At 72.1% G+C, this 20,857-nt stretch carries 18 protein-coding genes and 3 pseudogenes; 9 read left to right on the forward strand and 12 right to left on the reverse strand.

The window, feature by feature from the left end; genetic code table 11:
• Nucleotides 1–18: 18 nt before the first annotated feature.
• Together WBG99_RS12805 and WBG99_RS12810 are read right to left on the reverse strand one after the other, a co-directional pair.
• Complete coding sequence (locus tag WBG99_RS12805) at nt 19–387, reverse strand: hypothetical protein (RefSeq protein ID WP_338896456.1); 369 nt, start codon at nt 385–387, stop codon at nt 19–21.
• Nucleotides 388–539: 152 nt separating this feature from the next.
• Nucleotides 540–1,139, reverse strand: coding sequence for a WYL domain-containing protein (locus tag WBG99_RS12810; RefSeq protein ID WP_338896457.1), 600 nt, complete (start codon nt 1,137–1,139; stop codon nt 540–542).
• Between the two features lie 513 nt (nt 1,140–1,652).
• Between WBG99_RS12810 and WBG99_RS12815 the strand changes: the two genes are divergently transcribed.
• A complete protein-coding gene (locus WBG99_RS12815) occupies nt 1,653–1,796 on the forward strand; it encodes a hypothetical protein (RefSeq protein WP_338896458.1) in 144 nt (47 codons plus the stop codon).
• Nucleotides 1,797–1,864: 68 nt separating this feature from the next.
• Here WBG99_RS12815 and WBG99_RS12820 read toward each other — a convergent pair whose 3' ends face one another.
• Nucleotides 1,865–2,257, reverse strand: a complete 393-nt coding sequence (locus tag WBG99_RS12820; protein WP_338896459.1) for a hypothetical protein — start codon at nt 2,255–2,257, stop codon at nt 1,865–1,867.
• 244 nt (nt 2,258–2,501) lie between these two features.
• Nucleotides 2,502–2,759, reverse strand: a complete 258-nt coding sequence (locus WBG99_RS12825; RefSeq protein WP_338896460.1) for a hypothetical protein — start codon at nt 2,757–2,759, stop codon at nt 2,502–2,504.
• On the opposite strand from WBG99_RS12825, the pseudogene WBG99_RS12830 reads away from it, so the two are divergent.
• Nucleotides 2,727–2,834, forward strand: a pseudogene (locus tag WBG99_RS12830) (epoxide hydrolase N-terminal domain-containing protein); the annotation flags it as partial. The gene WBG99_RS12825 and the pseudogene WBG99_RS12830 overlap by 33 nt on opposite strands.
• Nucleotides 2,835–3,034: 200 nt before the next feature.
• On the opposite strand, the gene WBG99_RS12835 reads toward WBG99_RS12830, so the two are convergent.
• The 4 genes from WBG99_RS12835 to WBG99_RS12850 form a co-directional block, all read right to left on the reverse strand.
• Nucleotides 3,035–4,024 (reverse strand): malate dehydrogenase, encoded by a 990-nt coding sequence (locus tag WBG99_RS12835; RefSeq protein WP_338896461.1) that lies wholly within the window; start codon nt 4,022–4,024, stop codon nt 3,035–3,037.
• A 384-nt stretch (nt 4,025–4,408) separates the two neighbouring features.
• Entirely contained in the window at nt 4,409–5,764 is a 1,356-nt protein-coding gene (locus WBG99_RS12840; RefSeq protein WP_338896462.1) for a DUF2690 domain-containing protein, read from the reverse strand.
• Between the two features lie 1,010 nt (nt 5,765–6,774).
• Entirely contained in the window at nt 6,775–7,266 is a 492-nt protein-coding gene (locus WBG99_RS12845) for a DUF3017 domain-containing protein (protein WP_338900321.1), read from the reverse strand.
• Nucleotides 7,267–7,795: 529 nt separating this feature from the next.
• The gene (locus WBG99_RS12850) at nt 7,796–8,650 is read right to left on the reverse strand and encodes a bifunctional methylenetetrahydrofolate dehydrogenase/methenyltetrahydrofolate cyclohydrolase (protein ID WP_338896463.1); all 855 of its coding nucleotides are present in this window, start codon (nt 8,648–8,650) and stop codon (nt 7,796–7,798) included.
• Between the two features lie 351 nt (nt 8,651–9,001).
• On the opposite strand from WBG99_RS12850, the gene WBG99_RS12855 reads away from it, so the two are divergent.
• From WBG99_RS12855 to WBG99_RS12865, 3 genes and pseudogenes are all read left to right on the forward strand, one after another.
• Nucleotides 9,002–9,583, forward strand: coding sequence for a hypothetical protein (locus WBG99_RS12855; protein ID WP_338896464.1), 582 nt, complete (start codon nt 9,002–9,004; stop codon nt 9,581–9,583).
• Nucleotides 9,584–9,914: 331 nt separating this feature from the next.
• Nucleotides 9,915–10,661, forward strand: a complete 747-nt coding sequence (locus WBG99_RS12860; protein ID WP_338896465.1) for an FHA domain-containing protein — start codon at nt 9,915–9,917, stop codon at nt 10,659–10,661.
• Nucleotides 10,658–12,009, forward strand: a pseudogene (locus WBG99_RS12865) (serine/threonine-protein kinase). The gene WBG99_RS12860 and the pseudogene WBG99_RS12865 overlap by 4 nt, the downstream one beginning before the upstream one ends.
• 62 nt (nt 12,010–12,071) lie before the next feature.
• On the opposite strand, the pseudogene WBG99_RS12870 reads toward WBG99_RS12865, so the two are convergent.
• Nucleotides 12,072–12,228 (reverse strand): annotated as a pseudogene (locus WBG99_RS12870) (helix-turn-helix domain-containing protein); the annotation flags it as partial.
• On the opposite strand from WBG99_RS12870, the gene WBG99_RS12875 reads away from it, so the two are divergent.
• Together WBG99_RS12875 and WBG99_RS12880 are read left to right on the forward strand one after the other, a co-directional pair.
• On the forward strand, nt 12,170–12,304 hold the full coding sequence (locus WBG99_RS12875) for a hypothetical protein (protein WP_338900591.1): 135 nt from the start codon (nt 12,170–12,172) through the stop codon (nt 12,302–12,304). The pseudogene WBG99_RS12870 and the gene WBG99_RS12875 sit on opposite strands and share 59 nt — an antisense overlap.
• A gap of 298 nt (nt 12,305–12,602) precedes the next feature.
• A complete protein-coding gene (locus WBG99_RS12880) occupies nt 12,603–14,450 on the forward strand; it encodes a protein kinase (RefSeq protein WP_338900322.1) in 1,848 nt (615 codons plus the stop codon).
• A 76-nt stretch (nt 14,451–14,526) separates the two neighbouring features.
• On the opposite strand, the gene purH is transcribed toward WBG99_RS12880, so the two are convergent.
• Together purH and purN are read right to left on the reverse strand one after the other, a co-directional pair.
• Entirely contained in the window at nt 14,527–16,131 is a 1,605-nt protein-coding gene (gene purH / locus WBG99_RS12885) for a bifunctional phosphoribosylaminoimidazolecarboxamide formyltransferase/IMP cyclohydrolase (RefSeq protein WP_338896466.1), read from the reverse strand.
• The gene (purN, locus tag WBG99_RS12890; RefSeq protein ID WP_338896467.1) at nt 16,128–16,757 is read right to left on the reverse strand and encodes a phosphoribosylglycinamide formyltransferase; all 630 of its coding nucleotides are present in this window, start codon (nt 16,755–16,757) and stop codon (nt 16,128–16,130) included. Before purN ends, purH begins: the two co-directional genes overlap by 4 nt.
• A 302-nt stretch (nt 16,758–17,059) precedes the next feature.
• Between purN and WBG99_RS12895 the strand changes: the two genes are divergently transcribed.
• Complete coding sequence (locus WBG99_RS12895) at nt 17,060–17,836, forward strand: hypothetical protein (protein ID WP_338896468.1); 777 nt, start codon at nt 17,060–17,062, stop codon at nt 17,834–17,836.
• A gap of 182 nt (nt 17,837–18,018) precedes the next feature.
• Here the strand turns inward: WBG99_RS12895 and WBG99_RS12900 are convergent, their stop codons facing one another.
• Nucleotides 18,019–19,812, reverse strand: a complete 1,794-nt coding sequence (locus WBG99_RS12900; protein WP_338896469.1) for a DUF6350 family protein — start codon at nt 19,810–19,812, stop codon at nt 18,019–18,021.
• Between the two features lie 96 nt (nt 19,813–19,908).
• Between WBG99_RS12900 and WBG99_RS12905 the strand changes: the two genes are divergently transcribed.
• Nucleotides 19,909–20,847, forward strand: a complete 939-nt coding sequence (locus WBG99_RS12905; protein WP_338896470.1) for an RNA polymerase subunit sigma-70 — start codon at nt 19,909–19,911, stop codon at nt 20,845–20,847.
• Nucleotides 20,848–20,857: the final 10 nt, after the last annotated feature.

Genomic DNA, 20,857 nt, shown 5'->3' on the forward strand with positions numbered 1-20,857 from the left:
TCTGCCCCGTCCGCCGGGTCAGCCGCCGCCGGAGCCGGAGCAGCCGAAGCCGTCCCGGTCGACGGCCTCGCTGCGGCTGAAGGTGCCGTACTCGGCCCGGCCGCCGCTGACGTCGGCGTCGTAGTACCAGGCGGCGTCGGCCGAGCCGGGCCGGCTCCTGTTGCCGCTGCTGTTGCTCTTGTTGTTCTTGCCGTAGGACGACGAGCCGGAGGCCGAGTTGCAGTTCCTGTCGGCGATGATCTTGTAGCCGTTGGCGTAGTCGTAGCTGTCACGGTCCACGCAGCGGCGGTCCGGATCGGAACCGCAGGAGGTCAGGGCCGCCGCGACGACGCCCATCCCACCGAGTACGACCGTGCTGGACCGCAGCCGTCTGCGCTGTTCTCCCATGCGTGCTCCCCCGTCGGGCTCACAGGCCCTGCTGTACCGGCGGCGGTTCGCGATGCGGTACGCGAGGACCGGCCGCTTTCTTGTGTGCGCTTTGTCGGCGCTCAGACTAGTGATTGAGTCTCTGGGGGGACCAATCGGGTGCCGGGGTGGGGCTACGGACGGCGGATCGCCGCCAGGGAGCGCAACGCCTGGGCGCGCAGGGCGTCGACGAGTCCGGGCGGGGCGGATCCGTCGAGGGCGAAGTCGGCGTCCACCGAGGTGATCATCCAGGCGATGTCCCGGTAAGTCTCGGCGCCCAGGTGAAGCAGACAGCGGTGGCCGTCGGGGGGTTCGAGAACGCCCGTGCCGGGCCAGACCCGGTCGGCGACCGACTCGGCTGGCTCGTGCAGGGTGACGGTGGCCCGGAAGGGCCAGACCCGGGAGGAGAGACGGTGGGCGAGGTACGTCGCCGCGTCCCCGCCCGGGAGTTCGCGCGGGACGAAGCGCGGGCCGGCCGGGGTGCGCGGGACGAGCCGGTCGACGCGGAAGGCCCGCCGGTCCGCGCGGTCGGTGTCCCAGGCGACGACTGACCAGTGCCGGTCGAAGCTGACGAGGCTGTGCGGCTTGACGGTGCGGACAGCGGGGGCGGCAGGGGTGTCGACGCCGCTGGTACCGAGGGCGGCGCTGGTGGGGTGCGGGCCGGGGCTGTGCGGGCTTGTGTAGGTGAAACGGTTCTCTCTGGTTCGTGGCGGCGTCGTGCACTGTCGCGTCACCCGCAAGTGGGGTGCCGTGTACAACGCCTTTTCGTGTGGTCATGCCGTCGGGTCAGCGGTACTGGACCGTGTTGGACGAGGACCGCCTGGAGCCCGTACAGGCGGCGGATGAGTTCTTGCGGCACGTACGGTTCGGTCGTGATCAGGCGGAGTCGACGACGCGGACGTACGCCGGGGCGGTCGCGCTCTCTCCGGCTGTCACCAGTCCGCCGACGGTGCCACGGCCTGGCTCGCCGTGCGCTCCTACCTCGACTCCGCCCGCAAGCACGGGCTGAGCGCCTTCGAGGCCATCCACCGCGCCTTCACCGGCAACCTCTGGATGCCACCCATCGCACAGCCCACCTGACCAGCACACTTCACACACCGTCGCCGATCAGCCGCATTCCTACTGAATGCATACCCACCAACCCGTTCTGCGGCGGTGTCGCCAAGGTCAAGGGAGCCATCGACGGCGCCCTGACGTTCCACATAACCCGCGGAGGCTGGGAAATCCGCTCTGGCAACCACCGGCAGATGCCCAACCACGAGATCTACATCTACAACGGTGGCCGCGTCACCTGGGTCTACAAGAGCAAGTACTCTTCCCCGCTGTGCCTCGTCGGCTCCGCGATGTGCGACCTGAAGAACCTCACAGGCTACTACGGCAAGTACAAGTAAGCATCCGAGCATGAGGAAGGCCCCCTGCGCCAGGGCGCTGCCGGGGGCCTTCCTCATACCGCGAAAAGCTAAACGAAGACCTTCTTCCAGGCCATCCCGCCGAAACCGAACACGAAGAACACGTAGCCGGTGTACAGGGCCCAGATCCATAGCATCCCGCCCCACTCGCCCCACGTCGTGGCCACGACCATCACGGTGAACAGCGCCAGCAGAGCAAACGTCAGCCCAGCTCCCGGCCAGAAGTCGGAGCGCAGACCGTCATAGCGTCGGAAGGCCGCCACCACGCCGACGACCGCACCGACCAGCAGCAGCGGCACCAGAACCATCCGGGTGCCGAACGTGAAGAACAGCCCGTCCGGCTCCTCCGAGAACCCCCACAGCATGTTCGTCACCGTAGCCAACAGCCACGGCACCACGGCCACCCAGATGACCAGCGGAAGCACCACACGCCTGACCGGCATCACAGCAGACCCCCAAACAGCATTGCTCACTAAACCCACGCTATCCTGCCCCGCCACAACGCAAGGGGGGTCTGTCCTGCCAACAGCTCTGGCCCCGGAAGGTGACGCCGGGTGTCCGTCAGGGCAGGAGGATGCGGTGGCGGAGGAGGTAGCGCCTTCGACCGGCGCTGCGACCCACGGCCTCAGTCCGCGACACCTGTCGCGCACCCACTGCCCACCAGAGCCATGCCGCTGAACTGGGCGATCATCGTGCTTCCTGGGCTCGCACTCCGGGCAGCCCCGGGAGAAAGGCAGAGGCGTTCGCGACGGCGGCAGGCTCGGCGATGGCCATCAGGGTGTCCGGCGCTACCTTGGGGGCCGGGGCCGCGCCCGCTCGTACGGTGGCGGTGTGCAGGGTGGTGACTCGGTGCCGCAGCCGGGAGGGCAGCATCTGCTCCGGTTTGGTGAGGGCGCGCGGTGAGGCCTCCTCGAGATCGACGGGCAGAACGTCCACTTCCTGCATGTGCGTTCGCCCGAGGAGAGGGCCACCCCGTTGATGCTGCTGCACGGCTGGCACACGCCTGCCTCTTTGACGGAGGCGCAGGCGATGTAACGGGCGTGCGGGTACAGGGAGATCCCCCGGTACACCGACGACGTGTACGGGGCGCACTTCTTCGAGAAGCGGCTCGCGGCGCCACGGCGGCGGTGACCCGGCGGGGCCGCGTCGCACAGGCCCCGTCCCGTCGAAACCGGGGCGGGGCCTGTGCGAGCGAGCCATGACGTCAGTTGTGGGACGGCTCAGATGAGGCCGAGCGCGCGGACCGCGTCGCGCTCCTCCGCCAGTTCCTGGACCGAGGCGTCGATACGGGCGCGGGAGAACTCGTTGATCTCCAGGCCCTGGACGATCTCGTACTTGCCGTCCTTGACGGTGACGGGGAAGGAGGAGATGAGACCCTCGGCCACACCGTAGGAACCGTCGGACGGGATGCCCATGGAGGCCCAGTCGCCCTCGGCGGTGCCGTTGACCCAGGTGTGCACGTGGTCGATGGCGGCGTTGGCGGCGGAGGCGGCCGACGAGGCGCCACGGGCCTCGATGATGGCGGCGCCGCGCTTGGCGACGGTCGGGATGAACTCCTCCGCCAGCCACTTCTCGTCGCTCACGACCTCGGCCGCGTTCTTGCCGGCGACCGTGGCGTGGAAGATGTCCGGGTACTGCGTGGCGGAGTGGTTGCCCCAGATCGTGAGCTTCTTGATCTCGGAGACGGGGGCGCCCGTCTTCTTCGACAGCTGCGTCAGCGCGCGGTTGTGGTCCAGACGGGTCATCGCGGTGAAGCGCTCGGCCGGTACGTCCGGCGCGGCGGCCTGGGCGATGAGGGCGTTGGTGTTGGCCGGGTTGCCGACGACGAGGACCCTGATGTCGTCCGCGGCGTGGTCGTTGATGGCCTTGCCCTGCGGCTTGAAGATGCCGCCGTTGGCCTCCAGGAGGTCGCCGCGCTCCATGCCCTTGGTGCGGGGGCGGGCGCCGACGAGCAGGCCCACGTTGGCGCCGTCGAAGGCCACGTTCGGGTCGTCCGTGATGTCGATGCCCTGAAGGAGCGGGAAGGCGCAGTCGTCGAGCTCCATGGCGGTGCCCTCGGCGGCCTTCAGCGCCGGCGTGATCTCCAGCAGGCGGAGCTTGACCGGCACGTCCGCGCCGAGCAGCTGGCCGGAGGCGATGCGGAAGAGCAGGGCGTAACCGATCTGGCCGGCCGCGCCGGTGACGGTGACGTTCACGGGAGTGCGGGTCATGGCGTTCTCCGTATGACAGCTGGCGGTGGGGCGTCCCTGCCCCTGGTGGGACGTACAAATGATCGATCTCTTGGCGTCAAGAGAGATCGTTGGTCAGGCTATCGCGCATCCGGGATCCGGGACCGCCGGGTCCGTGTGGCCCACCCCACAGCGGCGCCGTCTGGCGGGGCGGGCCATGCATGGAGAGGCGGCCCGCCGGTCCGGGAGAGGGGGACCATGGCGGGCCGCCATAGGGGGTGCCGGGCCGGGAGGGGGTGTTGACCTCCCGAGCGGACCGAACTCCCGTGGGGGTACTGTCCGCATGCCCCGGAGTTCGGCGGGCATTCCCCTTACACCGTGATTACTTTTCCGGTTGAGAGAGTTACGTCGAGTCAGCCGGTGGCGCTATCCCGTGCACCCCTTCTGCCCCGAGGCCAGCGTCGCGCAGGCCGTGGCCTCGCCCGTGTCCTTCACGGCGACCATCCGGGTGTAGGCGATGCTGTCGCCGACCGCTTCGACGGCGGCGGTCCGCCTGGTCCTGCCGACCGTCACCTCGACCTCGTCGCCCTGGGCGGCACCGGTGATGCGGGCCCAGGCGGCCTGGCAGGTCTTGCTGTATCGGACCTCGATCCTCGTGGTGCCCACCGTGGCCTCGTCGGTGGTCCGTACGAGGTTGCCGATGCAGCCCATGGTCTCCGGGTCCTTGCCGGCGCAGTCCCCGCCGGCGCATTTCACGCCCGCCGGGAGGTCGGGGTTCGTGCCGGCCGACGTCGACGAGGACGCCGGCTGCTTCCCCTCGGCCTCGTTCCTGCCGTCGCCGTTGGTGAGGAGGAAGGCCGCAGCGATCACCACAAGCGCGCCGACGGCCCCCGCGAGGAACATCGTCATCCGCCGCCGGGGCGGCGCATCGCCGTCGTCGCGGCGGCCACCGCCACCGCCGGGCGACGGGCCGAAGACACCGGAGGGGGTTGAGACGCCGCCGGAAACCTGGGCGCCGCCGGGAACGGCCGCACCGGCGGAGACGCGAGCCGAGGGCGCCGAGTGAGCTGGAGAAGACGACGACGGTGGTCCGCCGGCCAGACCAGCCGAGGACGACGAAGGCGGGGCGGCCCCCCAGCTGACGCGAGGCGTGCCCCCGGCGACGGCCCCCGCGCCACTGCCGCTCCCGCCGCCGTACGGCGGGGCGGAGGATACCGAAGACGAGGAGGAGGACGAGGCAGGCGAGGACGGTGACGGTATGGACGGCCTGGGCGGCGCGGCCGAACCCCCGTACGACGTGCGCGAGGTGCACTCCTCCCCCGGTGGCTGCGGCTGCGGCGGAACCGTCGGGGAGACGCCCGCGGGGCCCGCCACACCCGGTGTCGCGGTCGCGCTGCGGCTCACGCTGCCGCTCTTGCCGCCCCTGACGGTCGACTGGCCGCCGGTCTCGCCCAGCGCGGCGCGCGCCTGGGAGATACGGATGGCTTCCATGGTCATGTCGTGGCGCATCTCCGAACGGCTCCACGCCCGCTCGGCCAGCTCCCACATGGTGGTCAGATGGACGGGATGGGCGCCGGTCACCTCGGCCAACGCGACGATCGCGCCTTTCGGGGCGAGAAGTCTGCCGTTGAGATACCGCTCCCAGGACGTCTTGCTGTAGCCCGTGCGGTCGGCCACCGCGGCGATACTCAGTCCACTGCGGTCGACGAGCCGGCGCAGCTGGCCCGCGAACTCCCTTACCTGTGGATCGAGTTCATCGGGCAAGGCCCTCCAACGAGGCATTGCTTCCCCCTCTTCCCCGTACGTCTCTGCACTTTCCCCCGTGCCGACTATCCCTGTGCCGCGCATGATGCCCTCGCTGAATCCTGGTCCGGGACCGAGCCCGAGCCCCTCTGGGGAAGTCCGTTCCGGACTACCCTCTGGGATGCGCCCCGCCGGGATGTCAGTTCCCTGAAAAGGGGCGCGTGGGAGCATTTCGGGCCAGGACGTGCGCCCGTTGCACGCCCCCGGCGGTCCGCGGTCCAGTGTCCCACCGGCCTCCCGGATTTCCGGGCGGAATTGCAGGTCCGCGCGTGGGACATCCCGGACCGCCCCAAATACTCAGGTTAGCCCTGGTGTTGAGCGGGTCGACGGCCGATCCTCGAACTTGTCGGCACACCGGCACAACGGCCCCACAAGCACGGTCACGCGAGTCGAACAGAGGCTCGCACGCCTCGTACGCATCGCCGTACGGACCGCCGCACGCATCGCATCACGCGTCACCGTACGCAGCGCCGTACACAGCGGCACACACGTGGACGCACACGTCGGCATTCACGTCGGCGGGGCTCTGCGCGTCATGTGCGGCCGTGAAGGCCGGAAGGCCAACGGGGACCAGGGGGATCACATGCGACACAAGGTCAGGACGCTGCTCGCGGCCGTCGCCGCGACGGCCTCGGCCGGGCCCGCGCTCGGCGGCGCCGCTCCGCTCGCCACGGCCCGCGGGGCCGCACGTCGTCGGCGGGGCCGGCGCCGCGTACAAGGACCGGGGAGACGAGGGCACGCTGTCCGTCAACTGGTACTCCAGGAGCAACGCGACACGGCTGTGGCAAAGCGTCCTGGACGCCGACGGCGCCAAGTGGTGACGTGCGGGTGCCGTCGCCGTGGCCGGGTGCGGACACCTCGGCGGAATGGTCACTTCCGTGCCACAGCGGGCTGACAGGTGTTGAACAGGGAGTCCGCCGTGCAGGAACGTGGAGCGCAGACGGCGGTCCGTCCTTACTCGGGGGAGGGGACGGGCCGCCGCCCGCCCCTCAGCTCGCCTCGTCGCCCACGGTGAAGTGCAGGGTGTCCTCGAGGAAGGGGATCTCCAGCCACGGCTTGGGCTGGGCCATCAGCGCGAGGAGCACGATGGCGGTGCCCAGGATGATGTACGTGAGCAGGTCGGTGAAGCGGGAGCGGACGGCGAGCATGCCGACGTCCGGTACGGCCCAGCGCAGCACCGCGCCGGTGAGCAGCGCGGCCCCGACCAGAATCGTGCCGAGCCGGAACGCGTCCAGCGCGGTGAGCAGCAGGCCGAGCCCCACGGTGCACAGCACGACGAGGATCGGCCACTGCCGCACGGGCGCGGGCGCCTCCCGGGGCGCCGCCCGGCCACCGCCCTCGGGCCGCGCCGTGTCCTTGGTGAACAGCGGGAACCTCCGGGTGGCCCGAACAGGCTTCCCCTCGGTATCCGGAACACTGATCGGATCCCGGACCGCGATCTCGCCCTCCGCCGCCGTCTCCGTCCCCGCCGTCCCTGACATCTCCGCCCTCTCCGACGCCACCGCCCCGTCCGGCTCCGCCGACACGTCCGACGCCGCTGCCCTGTTCGTCTTCGGCGATCCCTCCGACGAGGCCGATTCGCCCGTCACGCCCGGCCGCTTCGCCCGCCTCGCCCCGTCCGGCTTCGCTGACCCGTCCGAAGCCCTCGCCCCGTCGGTCATCTCCCCGACGCCGCCGTCGGTGGACGCCCCGGACCGGTCGCGGTCGGCTTTCTCCGACTCCCCTGACTTCTCCGACGCACTCGAACCCTGCGACGCCTTCAAGGCCTGTTTCGAGGTCTCCGAGCCCCCCGACTCTCCCGTCCTGCCGACCTCGTCCGACGCGCTCGGCGCGCTCGGCGCGCTCGGCGCGCTCGGCGCGCTCGGCGCGCTCGGCGCGCTCGGCGCGCTCGGCGCGCTCGACGTCGTGGGCCTCCTCGACGTCGCGGGCGTCCCGGGCGTCATCGGCGTCGTGGACCCGCTCGATCCTTCCGGCACCCCCGGCACCCCCGGTGCCCCCTCCACCCCGCCCTCAGCCGGCACTGCGCTCCGCCGCCTCGACCACGTTGACGAGCAGCTGGGCTCGGGTCATGGGGCCTACGCCGCCGGGGTTGGGGGAGATCCAGCCGGCGACCTCGGCGACGCCGGGATGGACGTCGCCGACGATCTTGCCCTCGGCGGAGCGGGAGACACCGACGTCGAGGACGGCGGCGCCCGGCTTCACGTCCTCGGGCCGGACCAGGTGGGCCGAACCGGCGGCGGCGACGATGATGTCCGCCCGCTTCAGGTGCGCGGACAGATCACGGGTGCCGGTGTGGCACTGCGTCACGGTCGCGTTCTCGCTGCGCCGGGTGAGAAGCAACGGCATCGAGCGGCCGATGGTGACACCGCGGCCGACGACCACGACCTCGGCGCCCTTGATCTCGACGCCGTACCGGCGCAGGAGGGTCAGGATGCCGTGGGGGGTGCAGGGCAGCGGCGCGGGCTCGTTCAGGACCAGGCGCCCGAGGTTCATGGGGTGGAGGCCGTCGGCGTCCTTGTCGGGGTCCATCAGTTCGAGGACGCGGTTCTCGTCGATGCCCGTGGGGAGCGGCAGCTGGACGATGTAGCCGGTGCAGGCGGGGTCCTCGTTGAGCTCCCGCACCACCGCCTCGATCTCCTCCTGCGTGGCGGTCCCGGGCAGCTCACGCTGGATGGAGGCGATACCGACCTGCGCGCAGTCGCGGTGCTTGCCCGCTACGTACTTCTGGCTGCCGGGGTCGTCGCCGACCAGGACCGTGCCGAGTCCGGGCGTGACGCCCCGCTCCTTCAACGCCGCCACGCGGGCGGTCAGATCGGACTTGATCGCGGCTGCGGTGGCCTTGCCATCGAGAATCTGGGCGCTCATGGCCCCAATCTTCGCGGATGACCGGCGCCGGGTACCAATCCGGTCACCTGGCGGACGCCCTCCCACCGCTTCCGGACGCGCGGCACCCCGCTCCCGCCGAGGCGCGAACCTGTGCCCCTGCCCCTGCCCGTGCCCGTGCCCGACAAGCCTCCAGCCCGTGCCCGACAAGATCGGATGTGTTGCACTTGCACAACACCTGCCGAATCTCCCTGGACATCCGATCGGGCATATAAAACGATTGAGGGCACAGTGCCGCGGGCACTGCCGGGGGGTTGACCACTTCATGAGATCAGGGCATTCCTCCGAACCGTGCCGCGCGTCCCCGCACAAGGCAACGGAGGAAATCCCGCCATGAGCTTCGGCGACCCGAACAACCCGTACGGACAGCCCCAGCAGCAGCAGCCGCCCGCCCAGGGCTACGGCTACCCGCAGCAGACCCCGCCCCAGCAGCAGGGTTACGGCTACCCGACCGCCCCGCCGGTCTCCCAGGGGTACGGCGGCTACCCGGGTGCGCCCACGACCATGCCCAGCACGGTCAACGCGGCCCGCATCATGCTCTGGGTCATCGTCGGCCTGCAGGTGGTCGGCGTGCTCCTGTACGGCCTGGGCGCGATCGGCGTGGCCGCGGCCAGCGACAGCGCCGAGGACCCCGCGCTCGCGGAGGCGCTCGGCGACATTCCCGTCGGCCAGATGGTGGCGGCTGCCATCTTCGCGGCGGCCTGGCTCGTCTACGCGGTCATGCTGGCCCTCAAGTTCAAGTCCGGTGGCAACGGCGTACGTGTCGCCGCCCTGGTCTTCGGCATCATCACCGCGATCCTGGGCGTCTTCCCGTTCCTCATCATCGGCCTGGTCCACCTGGTGCTGGGCGTCCTGATCGCCGTCTTCGTCGGCAACGCCAACGGCAAGGCGTGGTTCAACCGCCCGCGCCACTGAGCCACCGAGCACCACACGCCGAAGGGCCGCGCCTCCCGTACGAGGGGCGCGGCCCTTGTGGCGTGTTCACCATCAGGGTGTCAACACCGGACAGGCCCAGCCCAGCCACTCGTACGAGGCTCACGGAGCGCACCAAGCTGTCCCGGGCGTTGCGGCCGTGACGCCCACGCTGCCGTCGCCTGCCCGACGGTGGGAGATCACATGCCGTCAAGCACCGACTCGCCATGCCGAGCCCAAGCTTCGCAGCCGCACAGCGGGATCACTTAGCCTGCCCTTGGGCTGTCGGATCGAGGGTGGGTGGCCCTCTGGGACCGGGGGAAGGGGACAACCCTTGTACAGCATCATCGTCGTACCGCCACTGTGCGGCAGGCCGGACGGCCAGATCAGGATCGGCAGCGGTGAACGGCTCGTCTTCGGCAGGACCGAGACGAGGGGCGGCCTCGCCATCGCACACGAGGGAGTGCCCCGGGTCGCCGGGGAGATCACGGCGCACGGGAGCTACTGGTTGCTGAGCAATCTGAGCACGGACCAGACCTATGTGGTGGAGAACCCGGAGGGCGCGGGCGAACACATCAAGGTCGCACCGGGCCGGGTGGAGGCGCCCGTGCCGTTCGAGTTCGCGCGGGTGGTCCTGCCCGCCTCCGGTGAGCTGCTCTCGTTCGACGTCTGGGCTCCCCGGCACAGCTTCCGCAGCGCCGACCGCCATGAGCTGACCGGCGCGGCCACCGCACCGGCGTTCGCCCTGGACCGCGCCAGCCGGTACTTCGCGGTGCTGGTCGCCCTGTGCGAGCCCCGGCTGCGCGGCGAACCGCACGCCCCGCTGCCCGCGGTCGAGCAGTTGGTGGACCGGCTGCGCCCGGCATGGCCGCAGGTCAGCCGCTCCGCCGTCTACTGGAACATCGACTACCTCGCCCTCAAGCTGCGGCTCCGGCCCGGTCCCGAGGTGGCCGAGCCCGGTCGGCGCGTCAACGGCAAGAAGGAGTCGCTGGTCTCGCTCGCGCTGCGCTTCGACCTGGTCCGCGAGGACGACCTCGTCACGCTGGTCGCGGCGACGACCGGCGAGGTGGCCTACCGATGACCGACAAGCCGTACGCCGTCACCGTCCCGAAGGGCTACCGGGTCGGCTCGTGGGAAGTCCGTGAGCCCCTCTCCTCCGGCGCGTTCGCCACCGTCTACGCGGCCCGCCACGCCGGCGACGAGGAACCGGGGGCGGGGCTGCCCCGCCGGGCGGCCCTGAAGTTCCTGCCCACCGGCACCCGCACCCCGCGGCAACTGCGCCACCTGCGCGAACTGGCCGACCGCGAGGTGCGGTTGCTGGAGCGGCTGCGCGCCCCCCGTCTGATCCGCATGTACGAGACCCTGACGGTCGACGATCCGGACCAACCGGAACTGGACGGCGCCACCGTCCTCGTCCTGGAGCAGGCCGAGGACTCCCTGGACGCCGTACTGGACCGGACCCCGACCCCTGACGCGGGCCCCGTGCTGCTGGCCCAGATCTGCGAGGGCCTGCACCAACTGCACCAGGCGGGGTGGATCCACGGGGACCTGAAGCCGGCCAACGTGCTGCTGATGAAGGACGGTTCGGTACGGCTGGCCGACTTCAACATGGCGGCCGAACTGCACGGCACGCACGCCTACGCCCCGGCGTTCGCGACCCCCGACTACACCGCACCGGAGCTGCTCTGGCCCGAGGTCGACGAGCGAGGCACCCGGATACGCCCCACCGCCGACATCTGGGCCTTCGGCGTCCTCGCCCACGTCGTCCTGACCGCCACGTTCCCACTGCCGGGCGCCACCACTCAGGCCCGCGTCGACGCGGCGACGCGCTACGCACGCGGCACCGAGGAACTGCGGCTGTCCCCGAACTCCCGGAGGCCTGGCAGGGAATCGTCCGCGAGTGCCTGGCCGCCACCCACCCGGAGCGCGCCGTCGACACCGCCTCGCTGCTGCGCCGGGTGGAGCAGGCCTCCGGCGCGGCCCGCTCGGCCCGCGTGCCTCGGCTGCGGCCCCGGCGGTGGCGCCGCCCCGTGCTGGCGGGCGCACTCGCCGCGGCGGTGCTGGGGGCGGCGACGGTGACGTACACCGCGCTGCGGGACTCGGACCCGACCGCGGTATCGACGGGGCCGCCCACCTGCGAGAAACCCGCGGTGTACGAGGACGACACCCACGGCCGCGGCTACACGGCGGGCTGGAACGGCACGTGGGACTTCACCATCAAACAGGGTGACGGGGGCAGTCAGGTCAGAGAGACGCAGTGCCTGCTCAGACACCTGCACGGCATCACCGAAGTCGGAGAGGCCGACGGTGACTTCGGTCCCCTGACCCACGCGGCCGTCGTCACCTTCCAGAAGCGGGCCGGACTGGACGCGGACGGAATCGTCGGCCCGAACACCTGGCGCGCGCTGCGCGAGGCCGAACAGCCCTGACCGGTCGAGTCGCGGCGGAGGGTCCGGCGTCGGCCTCGGCTATCACCGCCCGACGTCCTCGTGGCGGCCCGCAGCATGGAGGATCCGGCCGGTGTGAGGGTGTGCGGCACGGTCGCGTCGTGCCGGACGCTGGTGATGAGGCCCGCGTCCCGCAAGTGCGGTGGCGTGTCGGCCGGCGGAGGAGGCGGGCACCCCGGACGCACGGGCGATCTCGCCCGTCCTGCACGTCGACTACCACCCCGCTGTGGACCGTGACGTACACCTGGACGGCCGCGGGATGCTCCTGGTCGCCTGAATCCGTAGCACGCCGCTGTCTCCCGATGAGCTCTGCTTGCGCGGTCGAACGACACCAACTCGGCGTGCCTCGTGCGGTGCCCTGAAAAGTTCCAGGTTCCGCCCGCACCGTGATGGCCGTCATCATGGTGCGGGCGGAACCCTGGGGAGCGTCGACGGCAAGGGCGCCGTGGGCGTCTCCGTCGGCTCTCCCGCGTCGTTTCCCCGGCCCCGGGCCCCGCATCGATCCCCGCACGGTAGCCTCACGTCAACCGGCGTAACAGAACAGCACGTTGAGCAAGAAAGCACTCGGGGGAGCCATGTCGGACCAGCGGCCCGCGCCGCCCTGCACCCCGGCGTCCGGTGAGGCCGCGCTGGAACAGGCGGGGGCGACCCCGCTGCGCCCCGCCGACCCGGCGCACATCGGACCGTACGCGCCGCTCGGACTGCTCGGCAGCGGCGGCATGGGGCGGGTCTATCTGGCGCGGCCCGCCGACGACCGGCCGGGGCTCGCCGCGGTGAAGGTCATCCGGCCCGAGTACGCCGAGGACGCCGAGTTCCGGCGACGGTTCGAGCGCGAGGCCACCGTGCACGGACGGGTCCGCACTCCGTACGCGCCGCAGTTGCTCGGCACCGGGTTCGACGACGAACTGCTCTGGATGGCCACGGAGTACCTGCCCGGTCTCAACCTCGCCGACGCCGTCCACGACTGCGGCAGGCTGGAACCCGTCGGCATGTGGCGGCTGGTGACGGAACTCGGGCGGGCTCTCGCCGCGCTGACCGCCGCCGGTGTCGTACACCGGGATCTCAAGCCGTCCAACGTGATCCTGTCGTCGCGGGGCGCACACGTGATCGACTTCGGCATCTCCCAGGCCGTGGACAGCAGCGCGATCACCACCACCGGCAGTCGCGTCGGCACACCGGCGTACATGTCGCCCGAGTACCTGCGGGACGGCCGCTGCGACAGCGCCTCCGACGTGTTCTCGCTCGCCTGCGCGCTCGTCTACGCCGCGACGGGGCACGCCCCGTTCGGTGACGGCACCGGTGTCGACGTGATGCACCGGGTCGCGTTCGAGGAGCCCAAGCCGGAGATCATGGCCGAAGTCGCCGCTGCCGATCCCGCGTTGGGTGCGCTGCTGACCGCGTGCCTCGCCAAGGATCCCAGCGGACGCCCCACCTCGCAGCAGCTGATCGACACAGCCACGGCCTCCGGGTACGGCCCTGGCCCGGCGTCCACGTGGCAGGAGCCGTTGGGCGCCCGGCTGCTGGAACGGCGGCAGGCCTGCGAGGAACTGGCGCACGCCACCACCCAGCAGACAGGCCATTTCCGCACACCCACGCAACGCGTGGCCGCGCCCACCCCGGGCCCGGCCTTCGGCCCGCCGACGCCACCGGGCGCGTACGGTTCACCGACTCCGCCCGACCAGCACGGCACGGCTCCCGCTCCCGGACAGGCACCGGTTCCGGACGGGACGATCCAGGGGAGCCAGGCCAAGAAGAAGCGGAAGAAGTCGTACCTCGCCGCTCTCGCGGGTTCTGCCGTGTGCGCCGTGGCCGTGAGCGCCTTCCTGGTGACCGGTCCGCTCTTCGACGACACGGCCTCCTCGTCCCCGATGACCGCCGAGACCACCGCGTCCGGCGACGGGACGGCCTCCCCCTCGCCCGACTCCTCCCCATCCTCCTCCCCCACCAGCACGGACAAGGAGCGGCAGGAGAAGGACGAGGCGGAGAAGGAGGCGGGCGGGCAGACCGAGGACGACGAACGACAGGGCGGCTCGTCCGGTTCCAGCGGCGGCGACGCCGGGGTACGGCCGCCCACGGCCACCGTCACCGCCACGTCCGGCACCGGCACCGGCACCGGCACCGGCACCGCTCCCAGCGCCGCGCCGACCAAGTCCGCGACACCACCCGCCGATCCGCCGTGGATCACCCAGTGCACGTACTACTCCGGTGCCGAACTGACCCGGTACGGCGACAAGAACCGACGCGTCACACAGGTCCAGTGCATGCTGGTCAAGCGCGGCTACGGCATCGGTAGCGCGGGCGTCGACGGCCAGTTCGGCACCGACACCCTCTCCGCGGTCAAGCGGTTCCAGGGCGACAAGGGTCTGTCCGTCGACGGCGACGTCGGCCCCGACACCTGGAGGGCTCTTCGCGGTTCGACGTAGTCCCGGTCCGGGACTACGTCAGGTGCGCAGCGCGGGCCCGCCGGCCGGTGACCGACGGGCCCTCCTGCGTGACGGCTCAGTGGAAGAAGTGCCGCGTCCCCGTGAAGTACATCGTGATCCCCGCATTCCGCGCGGCCTCGACGACCAGCTCGTCACGGACCGAACCGCCGGGCTGGACGATGGCCTTGACGCCGGCGGCGCTCAGGACGTCGATGTTGTCGGGGAAGGGGAAGAAGGCGTCCGACGCGACGTAGGAGCCCGCGGCCCGCTCGGCGCCGGCCCGCTCCACCGCCAGCTTGCACGAGTCGACGCGGTTGACCTGCCCCATGCCGACACCGACCGACGCGCCGTCCTTGGCGAGGAGGATCGCGTTGGACTTCACCGCGCGGCAGGCCTTCCAGGCGAACGCCAGCTCGGCCAGTTCGTCGGCGGAGAGGGCGTCGCCGGTCGCGAGGGTCCAGTTCGCGGGGTCGTCGCCGTCGGCCTGGAGCCGGTCCGTGACCTGCAGGAGGGCGCCGCCGTCGACGGGCTTGAGCTCGACCGGGTCGCCGGGCGCGCCCGGGGCCTTCAGGACGCGGATGTTCTTCTTCTTGGCGAGGGCTTCGAGCGCCCCCTCCTCGTAGTCCGGCGCGACGATGACCTCGGTGAAGATCTCGGCGACCTGCTCCGCCATCTCCTTGCTCACCGGCCGGTTGACGGCGATGACCCCGCCGAACGCCGACAGCGGGTCGCAGGCATGCGCCTTGCGGTGCGCCTCGGCCACGTCCGCGCCGATCGCGATGCCGCAGGGGTTCGCGTGCTTGATGATCGCCACCGCCGGCTCGTCGTGGTCGTACGCGGCACGGCGGGCGGCGTCCGTGTCCGTGTAGTTGTTGTACGACATCTCCTTGCCGTGCAGCTGCTCGGCCTCGGCGAGCCCGCCCGTCCCGGAGACGTACAGCGCGGCCGGCTGGTGCGGGTTCTCGCCGTAGCGCAGGGTGTGCGCGCGCTCCCAGGTGGCGCCGAGGAAGTCGGGGAACCGGCCCGCGGCGGAGCCGCTGTCGGCCTCGGCGTCGGCGGGGGCGTAGGAGGACGCGAACCATGAGGCCACGGCGACGTCGTACGCGGCCGTGTGCTGGAAGGCCTCGGCGGCGAGCCGCTTGCGGGTGGTGAGGTCGAAGCCGCCGTCCTTGACGGCGGCGAGGACGTCCGCGTACCGGGCGGGGCTGGTGACGACCGCGACGGAGGGGTGGTTCTTGGCGGCGGCGCGGACCATCGACGGGCCGCCGATGTCGATCTGCTCGACGCACTCGTCGGGGGTGGCGCCGGAGGCGACGGTCTCCCGGAACGGGTAGAGGTTCACGACGACGAGGTCGAAGGGCTCGACGCCCAGCTCTGCGAGCTGCCCCCGGTGGTCCTCCAGACGGAGGTCGGCGAGGATGCCCGCGTGCACCTTGGGGTGCAGGGTCTTGACCCGGCCGTCCAGGCATTCGGGGAAGCCGGTCAGCTCCTCGACCTTGGTGACCGGGACACCGGCAGCGGCGATGCGCCCGGCGGTGGACCCGGTGGAGACGAGCTCGACGCCCGCCTCGTGCAGGCCGCGCGCGAGGTCTTCGAGGCCCGTCTTGTCGTAGACGCTGACGAGCGCGCGACGGATGCCCCGCTTGCCGCTCTCGGCCGTGACAGTGCTGTCGGCGGTCACTGGATAACTACCTTTCGTCCCTCAATGCGATAGCCGTTGCGGGCGAGCCGCCCCACGACATCGACGAGCAGCCTTCGCTCGACTTCCTTGATGCGCTCGTGCAGAGCGCTCTCGTCGTCCTCGTCCCGGACCTCCACCACGCCCTGCGCGATGATCGGTCCGGTGTCGACGCCGTCGTCGACGAAGTGGACGGTGCAGCCGGTGACCCTGGCGCCGTACGCGAGCGCGTCCCGCACCCCGTGGGCCCCCGGGAAACTGGGGAGGAGGGCCGGGTGGGTGTTGACGAACCGCCCGCCGAACCGCGCCAGGAACCTTTTCCCCACGATCTTCATGAACCCGGCGGAGACGACCAGGTCGGGCTCGTACGCGGCGACGGCCTCGGTGAGTGCCACGTCCCACGCCTCCCGGGTCCCGTAGTCCTTGACCCGGCGGACGAAGGTCGCCAGCCCGGCGCGCTCGGCCCTCGCGAGCCCCTCGATGCCGGCGCGGTCGGCGCCGACGGCCACGATCTCGGCGCCGTAGGCCTCGACGCCGGTCGTGGCGATGGCGTCCAGCAGCGCCTGGAGGTTGGTGCCGGATCCGGAGACCAACACGACGAGGCGCTTGGCCACGGGCTTGGCGGCCACGATGGGGCCCTTTCCACGAGTTCTGCGGGGACGTGCGGACGTGCGGGCCTGCCGCCGCACACTTGTACGTTCATACGAATGCTTCACGTCCCGCGATACGGGGAAGTCTACGAAGCGGCCGACCGTCAGCAACGATACCGGCACACAGGACGGCCCCCGTGGGACGGGGGCGTGGCCGGAAGGTAGCGTCTGCGAGGAGCGGGCTCGGGAACGCGGTCGGTGTGTGGGGCGTTCACGGAGTGACAGCTCATGCCCTGCCAGTCATGTCACCGCCGTATTCACAAGGGGAAGACTCACTCCTGATGCCGGACCGCAGCCTCCGCCTTCCTTCGCTCCTGCTGCGCGAGCGGAGTTCTTCCCCCACGCCTCCGCGCGAGAGCGAGGGCACCCCCGAGCAGTCCGGGCAGCCCGGCCGGGACCAGGGCTCAGGTCCTTCGGACGACAACCCGTTCGCGCCGCCGCCCGACGGCGCGCCCGACCGGCCGTGGCAGCCGCGCCGACCCGAGGGCGGCCAGGGTGCCGACGACCGAGACGGGCGCGGTGGTGGTCTGGCGCCGTGGGGCAGGTGGAGCGACCGGCAGCCCGGCCGCTCGTCCGGCGGACCGTTCGGTGAGCGCCCCGGCGGACCGGGCGGTTCCGGCCAGGGCCCCGAGGGAGGCCCGGGTTCCGGACTGCGCTGGGATCCGACGGACCCCGTCCAGCGCCACGCGCGGTACTCGCTGCTCTGCGGCATGTGGGCCTTCTTCTTCGCCCTCTTCTCCTGGCCGTACGTCGCCCTGCTGCTCGGCTCCCTCGCCGTGTACTGGGCGGTCGGCGCCCTGCGCGCCAAGCCCCGTACCCCGGACCCGGCCCAGTCGGCGACCCCCGAGCCGAGCGGCCGGCCCCAGAAGACGGCAGCCATCAGCGGCCTGGTGACCTCCACCCTCGCCCTCACCATCGTCGCCGGCACCTTCACGGCCCAGTTCGTCTACCGGGACTACTACACCTGCGTCAACGACTCCCTGACCACCGCCTCCGAGAAGTCCTGCAAGGAACTCCTGCCCGAGGGCTTCGTACGGGAGCTGCTGGCATCGAGCTAGTGTCCTGCGCCAGTAGTCCGTTGGTAGATCCGTCTCGTCCCGGCGTTTGGGTTCCGGTCGGCGACCAGGCGTGTTGACCGCCGGCGGCCCAGTACGAACCACCTAGGAACTTCCGGCGCAGGGCACTAGTGCCGCGGCCCCGCGACGGAGCGAACGTCGCCTGCCGCGGCACCAGCGGCGGCTCAGACGGCTTCCCCGGGGCTGGGACCGAGGCCGCCGGCGTCAGCGGCGCCGTCGTAGTCGCTCGCCCCCGTCGAGGACATCCCGCGCAGCGCCGCCCAGCGGGCCGCGCGGGAGTTCCGGACGGGCGGCGGCACAGGGGCGGACTCCGCGCCGTAGGGGTCGAGGGCGTCGTACGGTGCGAGACCGTCGTACGACGGCGCCGGGCCCTCGTACGGTCCGGGAGCGTCGGGAAGGGTCTGAGGCTGCGGCACGAGGGTCGGCTCGGTGGTCCGGGGCTCGCCAGGTGTGCCGTCCGCCGTCACGCGCGGCTCGCCGGGCGTCCCCGGGGAAGCCTCGGTTGCCGCCACCCGCTCGGTCGCCCTCGGCGTACGCCGGATCACCCCGGCCGCCGGGTTCCGTCGAGTCCGCTTCACCGCGACCACCCCCTCCCGCCCCCGCCACGACCGCCCCATCAGGGCCACCGGGACCCCGACCACGCTCATCCAGGCCCCGGCCGCGCCGCCCGCCTGCCACCACACAGGCCCGAAGTCGGCCAGCGCGGCGACACCGAGGGGACCGCCGGAGAGGAGGGCGAGGAGGGCGAGGGCGGCGGCGCACAGGGTGGCCGCGAGGAGGGTCGCGGCGGTCGTTCGGCGAACCGACCAGGGGCCGGTCCGGTCAGCCGTGGCCCGGCGCGCGGTGAACCAGCCGACCGTCGCGCCCGCGGCGATCGGCACCGCGCCGACCGCCCAGTAGACCGGCGTCCCCCCGCCCGCCGGGACGGCCGCGAGGAGGGGGAACGGAGGCAGGAAGGCGACCGGATCGGCTGCGTACAGCGGTCCGGTGGTGTGTCCGGCGCCCAGGGCGAAGCCGGGGCCGAGGGCGTAGGCCGCCGCCCACAGCGCCGCGTTCGGGACGAGTGCGAGGCAGAGCAGCAGCACGGCGAAGCGCCCGGACAGCCCCTCGGTGAGCTGGAGGAAGGAGTCGCGGGCCGCACCGCCGTGCCAGACCAGGGACACGGCCACCAGCAGAGCGCCGCCGCCGGTCAGCACGAGCACGCCCGCCCCGGCTGCCCGTGCGGCGGCGGCCGTCAGGTGCCGTCGGCCCTCCGCTCCCGGGGCGCCCCCTAGGAGCGCGGGCAAGGGCAGGCGGGGGCGCCCACACGCCGCCCACACCCCCGTGCCCGCCGCGAGCGCCGCCAGCAGCGGTACGCACAGCGCCGCCCACCACCACGACGGCCGCAGCGCACCACCCGAGGCGTACAGCGTGACCACCGCGCCGACGGCCGTGTATCCGGTGACGAGACCGGCCCACGTCGTACGGGCGCTCGTGCCGGAGCCGTCGTCCGCGTGGTCGCGGGCCGAACGGTGCAGCAGGACCGCCGGCAGGGCTAACAGGAGGAGGGGGACGAGGCCGACGGGGGCGGGTGCGCCGGAGAGCGTGTCGGTGCGGACGAACTCCACGCCGTGGGAGAGCAGCCACAGGACCGCCGCCACGCGCAGTGCCCCGGCGGGACCGCTGTCCGGGTACGGCGAGCTGATCCACAGCACCATCACGAGCGCGGCCAGCGCGCCGAGCCCGAGCCCCGCCGCCAGGACCCCGCCCAGCGCCCCGGCGGCCAGCTCGGACGACCGGCCGCGCGCCCGCGCGAGCAGCGCGGACAGGGGCGACGACGCGTACAGGGATGCCTTCGGCGTTGTGGGCCGCATGGGCCCCGTGGCCCCCGGGGGTGCCGTGGTGGAGGCCGGCCGGGTGCGGTCGGCGGAGTGGTCCGTCCCGGCGGTCGGGTCGTTCGAGTGCGTCACGTCGGCCATGCTCCCAACGACACGCGCTTTACCGGCGTAACGGAGGATTCGCGCACGTGTCGCCCAATATATGTTTATGTTCTTTTCCGTGCGAGGGTCGGACCGGTGAAGGCGGGTACGGCCGGAGGCGACCGGGGGACCGGAGTCCGCGACGAACCGTCCACGCCCAGCGAGACCGAGTGGGACGAACAGCCCCTCTGTGCGGACGACGACACCGACGAACCGGACCCGGCCCCCTCACCCCTGACGCCCGGCCAGGCCTTCGACGCGCTCTACGCGTACTGCGCCCCCACCCTCGTACAGCAGACCTATCTGCTCACCGGGCGGCGCCAGTGCGCCCGCGACGCCGTGGAAGGGGCCTTCCAACTCGCCTGGCAGCGCTGGCCGGAGGTGGCCGTCGACCGGGACCCGGCGGGCTGGGTGCGGGCGGCTGCCCACGAGTACGCCCTCTCCCCCTGGCACCGCCTGCGCCCCCGCGTCCTGCGGCGCCACCACGAGCCGCAGCCGTCCGACCCCGTCGGCCGCGCCCTGTTGAGCGCACTCCTCGAACTGCCACCCCCGTACCGCCGCACGCTGCTCCTCTACGACGGGGTGGGCCTCGATCTGCCCGACACGGCCGCCGAGACGGAGGCGAGCACGCCGGCCACGGCGGGCCGGCTGCTCCACGCCCGCGCGACCGTCGCCGCGCGCCTGCCGGAGCCGGTCGCCCCCGGCGACCTCAGCCGTCTCCTCGCCTCGCTGCCGGCCGGGATCCACCCGGGCCCCGTCGAACCCGCCGCCCTCCGCGCCCGAGCCGACCAGCACGCCCGCCGCTGGACCCACGCCGTCATCGCCTTCACCACGCTTCTGCTCACCACCACGGCCCTCACGCTCCACACCGCCCCCGACCACTACGAATCCCCGGTCCCCCGAGGCACCCCGATCCGCGGCATCCCCCCGAAACCAGCCCCCGGCCCCCTGTCCGCCTCCCAGCAGGCACTCCGGGCAAAGCTCCGGTCAGAAGCAGCCGCAGGCCCGGAGAGGCTCCACCCGGAGGCCCGCTGAGCGGTCGGCC

Origin of the sequence: Streptomyces sp. TG1A-60 (genome assembly GCF_037201975.1) — a bacterium.
Lineage (GTDB): Bacteria > Actinomycetota > Actinomycetes > Streptomycetales > Streptomycetaceae > Streptomyces.